The sequence below is a fragment of the Sphingomonas sp. Leaf38 genome, assembly GCF_001421825.1.
In the GTDB taxonomy this organism is placed as follows: Bacteria; Pseudomonadota; Alphaproteobacteria; order Sphingomonadales; family Sphingomonadaceae; genus Sphingomonas.
The window spans coordinates 1,495,767-1,500,934 of sequence record NZ_LMLD01000011.1; the positions used below are offsets into that span (position 1 = coordinate 1,495,767).

Below are 5,168 nucleotides of genomic sequence, written 5' to 3' on the forward strand. Positions count from 1 at the left end.
AGCGCGACGATGTCCCGCTGATCGTCTTCACCGGTCAGATGGACTATCGGCCTAACATCGACGCGGTGACGTGGTTCGTGCGCAGCATCCTGCCGTTGCTCCACCAACGCCACCCCGCGCATTTCGCGATCGTCGGCCGTGCACCGACCGCCGCGGTTCTGGCGCTTGCGGGGGACGACGTCACCGTTACCGGCGCGGTCGACGACGTGCGGGGCTGGCTCGCATCTGCCGCGGTCTGCGTCGCACCGCTGAAGCTCGCGCGCGGCATCCAGAACAAGGTGCTCGAAGCGATGGCGATGGCGCGGCCGGTCGTCGCCTCTGTCGCCGCTGCCGAGGGGATCGATCACGGCGACACGATCCGCGTCGCCGATACCGCACAGGATTTTGCCGACCGGATTGCCACGCTGATCGAATCGCCCGACGCCGCCGCGCTGATCGGCCACGCCGCCCGCGCGCACGTCATTGGTCGTTACGGCTGGGACGCCCGGCTAGCTCCGCTCGACGCGCTGCTCGGACTCGCGCCGTGATCGCTTGGCGCCGCCACGGCCTCGCGTTCGTGCTGTCGGCGGCGCTGATCCTGCTTACGTTCCGCGGCGACGTGGCCGATCTCGCACGCATCTGGTGGACCAGCACGACGTTCGGCCATTGCCTCTTTATCGGCCCGGTCATCGCCTGGCTCGTCTGGCAGCGCCGGGCCGAGCTCGGCCAACTCACGCCGACGGGATGGTGGCCCGGGCTAGCCCTGGTCGCGATCGGAGGCTTGGGCTGGCTGATGGGTGACGCCGCCTCGGTCGGTTTCGCGCGGCAGTTGGGCCTCGTGATGATGCTGCAGGGCACGGTCGTGACGATCTTCGGTCCCAACGTCACGCGTGGCCTGCTGTTCCCGCTCTGCTACGCCGTGTTTCTCGTTCCGTTCGGCGAAGGACTGGAGCCGCCGTTGCAGGCGGTGACGGTCGCGATCGTCATGCCGTTGCTCCACCTCGTCGGCGTGCCCGCGGTGGTCGACGGCGTGCTGATTCACGCCGGTCGCTATTATTTCGAGGTCGCCGAAGCCTGCTCGGGCGCCAAGTTCGTCATCGCGATGGTCGCGTTCGGCGTGCTCGTCGCCAATCTGTGCTTCGTCTCGATCCGACGCCGCGCGATCTTTCTCGCCGTTTCGGTGGTCGTGCCGGTCATCGCCAACGGGTTTCGCGCGTTCGGCACGATCTGGGCAGCGGACCTGACCTCGGTCGAGGCGGCCACCGGCCTTGACCACATCATCTATGGCTGGGTCTTTTTCGGGCTGGTGATGGCTGGCGTACTTGCGATCGGCTGGCGCTGGTTTGACCGCAGCCCCGACGACCCCGCCTTCGATCCGGGCAAGCTCCAGACGCCGCCACGCCATCGCACCGATCTCGGTATTGCCACCGCGCTGGTGCTCGCGACGGTCGCGCTGTTCCCCGCCTGGAGTGCGGTCGTATCGGGCCGCGCGCAAGTGCTGCCTCCGCATATCACGCTGCCCGACATACCCGGCTGGCACCGCGTCCCCGTCAGCACGCGGGCGCCCTGGACTCCCTATTACCCCGGTGCCGATCACTATCTGTTCGGTCGCTATGCCGATGCATCGGGCGCGACCGTCGACATGAGTATCGCGGTCTTCGCCAGCCAGCATGAAGGCAAGGAGCTGATCGCGTTCGGTACGGGCGTGCTCCGGCAGGAGGACCGCTGGGTCCGCGTCGCCGATCTTCCCGCGATCGCCGACGGAACGACGATGCGGATCACCGCGCCCGGCCCCGTGGAGCGGATCGTCGCGACGTGGTACCGGGTGGGCGACGCAACGACGAGTGACGAGACGCTGGTGAAGATCGAGACGATGAAGACGCGGCTGCTCGGCGGCCCGCAGCGCGCGGTGGCGATCCATCTGTCGACGGAGGGCGCGGATCCGCAGCCGATCGGGCGCTTTCTCGGCGCGCTCGGCCCGCTCGACACCGTCGCCGATCATGCCGCGGGAATGCGCTAGATGTGCGGCATCGCCGGGATTTTCCATCCGGGCACGCCCAAGCCGGTCGAGCCCAACCGCGTCCTCGCGATGATCGCCGCACAGGCGCATCGCGGTCCCGACGGTGACGGCATCTGGACCGCACCCGGCGTCGGGCTGGGCCATCGCCGGCTGTCGATCATCGACCTCGAAGGCTCGCCGCAGCCGATGTCCGACGGCGATCTGACGATCACCTATAATGGCGAAGTCTATAATTTTGCCGAGCTGCGCACCGAATTGACCGCGAAGGGCGCACGCTTCCGGACCGAGGGCGATACCGAAGTCCTGCTCCACGCCTGGCGCGCCTGGGGGGCGTCGATGCTCGACCGGCTGAACGGCATGTTCGCTTTCGCGATCCACGACGCGGCGGCGCACACGCTGTTTCTCGCGCGCGATCGGATGGGCGTGAAGCCACTCCATTATGTCGAACTGGCGGACGGGTCGCTTGCCTTCGCATCCGAGCTCAAGGGGCTGCTCGCGCACCCTCAACTCCGCCGCGTGCCCGACCTGCGCGCCGTCGAGGATTATCTGGCCTTTGGCTATGTTCCTGACGACGCGTGTCTTGTCGCGGGCGTGAAGAAGCTCGCCGCCGGCCATTTCCTCCTGATCGAGCGCGGCCGCCCCGTCCCGCAGCCACGCCAATGGTGGGACCTTGATTTCTCCAGCCGGGCGACCGGGTCGGCCAAGGCGTTGGGCGAGGAACTGGTCGACCGAATGCGCGCCGCCATACGCTCGCGCATGATTGCGGATGTGCCGCTGGGTGCCTTTCTGTCGGGTGGCGTCGACAGCTCGGCGGTCGTCGCGCTGATGGCGGAGGCGAGCCCCCGGGCCGTCCGTACCTGCACGATCGGGTTTGATGAGGCGGGGCACGACGAGCGCGGCTATGCCGCCACCGTCGCGCGGCGGTTCGCGACCGATCACCGCGAACGCGTTGTCCAGTCGGGCGATTTCGGCCTGATCGACACGCTGGTCGCCAGTTTCGACGAACCGTTCGCCGATGCCTCGGCGCTCGCGACGTATCAGGTCTGCGCACTGGCCCGCGAAAGCGTTACGGTCGCCTTGTCGGGCGACGGCGCGGACGAAGCGCTCGCCGGCTATCGTCGCTACAAGTTCCAGGCTGCGGAAGAGCGCGTTCGCGGATTGCTGCCCGAGGCTCTGCGGCAGGACGTGTTCGGCACCCTGGGCCGCTGGTACCCGAAGGCCGATTGGGCACCGCGCCCGCTGCGTGCGAAATCGACGCTGCTAGCGCTCGCGAGGGGCGGCGGCGAAGCATATGCACGCGCGGTCGGCGTCACCACGCCCGAACTGCGCGCCCAACTTTTCAGCCCGAGCGCGCGCACCGTCCTGCAAGGGTATCGCGCCGAGGATCGCTACGTCGCGACGATGGCCGATGCCCCCGCCCGCGACGCGATCGACCGCGCGCAATATGCCGACATCAAGCATTGGCTGCCGGGCGATATCCTCACCAAGGTCGATCGCACCAGCATGGCCGTCGGGCTCGAGGCGCGCGAGCCTCTGCTGGACCACCGCCTCGTCGAATTCTGTGCCACGCTGCCGGCGACGATGCGGCTGCGCCACGGCGAGGGCAAATGGCTGATGAAGCGGGCGCTGGAACCCTATCTGCCGCGCGAGATCCTCTATCGGCAAAAGATGGGCTTCGTGACTCCAATCGGCGCGTGGTTCCGCGACCATCTGGCAGGAGAGGCGCGCGCACTGGCGAAATCGCGCACCCTCGGCGAGACGGGATGGTTCGACATGGCGACTCTCGCGCGTATCGCCGACGAGCACCGAATGGGTCGCGCCGAGCACGGCCGTACGCTCTGGCAATTCGTGATGCTGGACCGTTCGATGAAGCGGATGTTCGGTTAGGCGTTCAGTCCAGCTTGCCGCCGTCCCCGATCAGCGCGCGGGCGATCAGTTCGTCGAGTGCGGCTTCGTCGAGCCGCCCCGCGGTACGCAACGCCGCTTCAGGGGTCATCGCGATGATCGTGCCATCGGGCCCGTCGATGATCACCTCGCCGTTTTCGTGGAAGACGGTGCGGGGCTCGGCATGCGGACGGGACATCACGCTCTCCTAATTGCGGGTTGAACGTTCCGCGGCCGTAATTAGGTCCGTAAGCCTGACTCGTATCGTTACGTAGTAACGAGGTCGCCCATCCAGCGATCGAACAACTGCGGCCACAACGATCCCGGCGAGCGCGGCGACAGGCGCGTCCCAAAGCCGTGGCCGCCGCGCTGGAGGAAGTGCGCTTCCGCGGGGATACCGGCACGGTGCGCGGCGGCGAGCGTGTCGACGCTATTGGCGACCGGCACGGTAGTGTCGTCCTCGGCATGGACGAGGAACAGCGGCGGCGCACCGGGCCGGAGCTGGCGGTCGATCGCATAGCGCGCCTGGACCGTGGGCAGCGGATCGGGGCCGAGCAGGTTGGCGCGCGATCCGCCATGGCTGCGCCCGGGATCCATGTTCGAGACGGCATACATGAGCCCGGCCCATGCAGGGCGTGCAGAATGCCGGTCGGCGGCATCGACCGGCCGATAGACGTTGAAGTCGGGCAGCACGGTCAGCGATCCGGCGAGATGACCGCCGGCGGAGAAGCCGAGCACCCCGAGCTTGTCCGCGCGGATGCCATAGGTGCGCGCATTGGCGCGGATCAGCCGCATCGCGCGCTGCGCGTCGGCAAGCGGCACGTCGGCCCGGTCCGCCCAGCCTTCGCCCGGCAGGCGATAGCTGAGCACGAACGCAGTGATCCCGAACGCGTTGAGCGCACGCGCGACGTCGATACCCTCGTTGCGGAGCGAGGTGATCGCATAGCCGCCACCGGGGACGATCAGCACCGCGCGACCGTCGGGCCGCGGCGCCCGGAACACGCCGACCTCGGGACGGACCACGCCGCGCATCTGGAAATCGCGATAGCCGTCGGGATAGCGCGGCATTGTCGGATGCGGCGTCGGCAGCGGGTTCGGGGCACCCTGCGGAATGCCCGGCCAGAGCGCGAACCGTTCGGCGGGCGGCCAGACCGGCAGGTCCGTCTCGCGCGGCTGGCCGCTGCCAAGCTGCGCCCCGTTCCGCGCGAACGCGGCGGGTGCGACTCCGGCAACAAGGGGAATGGTGAGAAGCGAGCGGCGGTCGAAGGTCATGCCGGACTGCTAG

Annotated in this window: 5 protein-coding genes; 3 read left to right on the forward strand and 2 right to left on the reverse strand. The window is 68.3% G+C overall.

Translation table 11 applies throughout. From position 1 onward, the window contains the following. The 3 genes from ASE88_RS19610 to ASE88_RS14280 form a co-directional block, all read left to right on the forward strand. On the forward strand, nucleotides 1-527 hold a 527-nt coding region (locus ASE88_RS19610; protein WP_235527954.1), incomplete at its 5' end, for a glycosyltransferase. Next, complete coding sequence (xrtA, locus tag ASE88_RS14275; RefSeq protein ID WP_156357033.1) at nucleotides 524-1,999, forward strand: exosortase A; 1,476 nt, start codon at nucleotides 524-526, stop codon at nucleotides 1,997-1,999. The genes ASE88_RS19610 and xrtA, both read left to right, overlap by 4 nt. After that, the gene (locus ASE88_RS14280; protein WP_056478745.1) at nucleotides 2,000-3,886 is read left to right on the forward strand and encodes an XrtA/PEP-CTERM system amidotransferase; all 1,887 of its coding nucleotides are present in this window, start codon (nucleotides 2,000-2,002) and stop codon (nucleotides 3,884-3,886) included. A 4-nt stretch (nucleotides 3,887-3,890) separates the two neighbouring features. Here the strand turns inward: ASE88_RS14280 and ASE88_RS14285 are convergent, their stop codons facing one another. Both ASE88_RS14285 and ASE88_RS14290 read right to left on the reverse strand, forming a co-directional pair. Beyond that, complete coding sequence (locus ASE88_RS14285) at nucleotides 3,891-4,082, reverse strand: hypothetical protein (protein ID WP_056478747.1); 192 nt, start codon at nucleotides 4,080-4,082, stop codon at nucleotides 3,891-3,893. Nucleotides 4,083-4,150: 68 nt separating this feature from the next. Next, the gene (locus ASE88_RS14290; protein WP_056478750.1) at nucleotides 4,151-5,155 is read right to left on the reverse strand and encodes an alpha/beta hydrolase; all 1,005 of its coding nucleotides are present in this window, start codon (nucleotides 5,153-5,155) and stop codon (nucleotides 4,151-4,153) included. Between the last annotated feature and the right edge of the window lie 13 nt (nucleotides 5,156-5,168).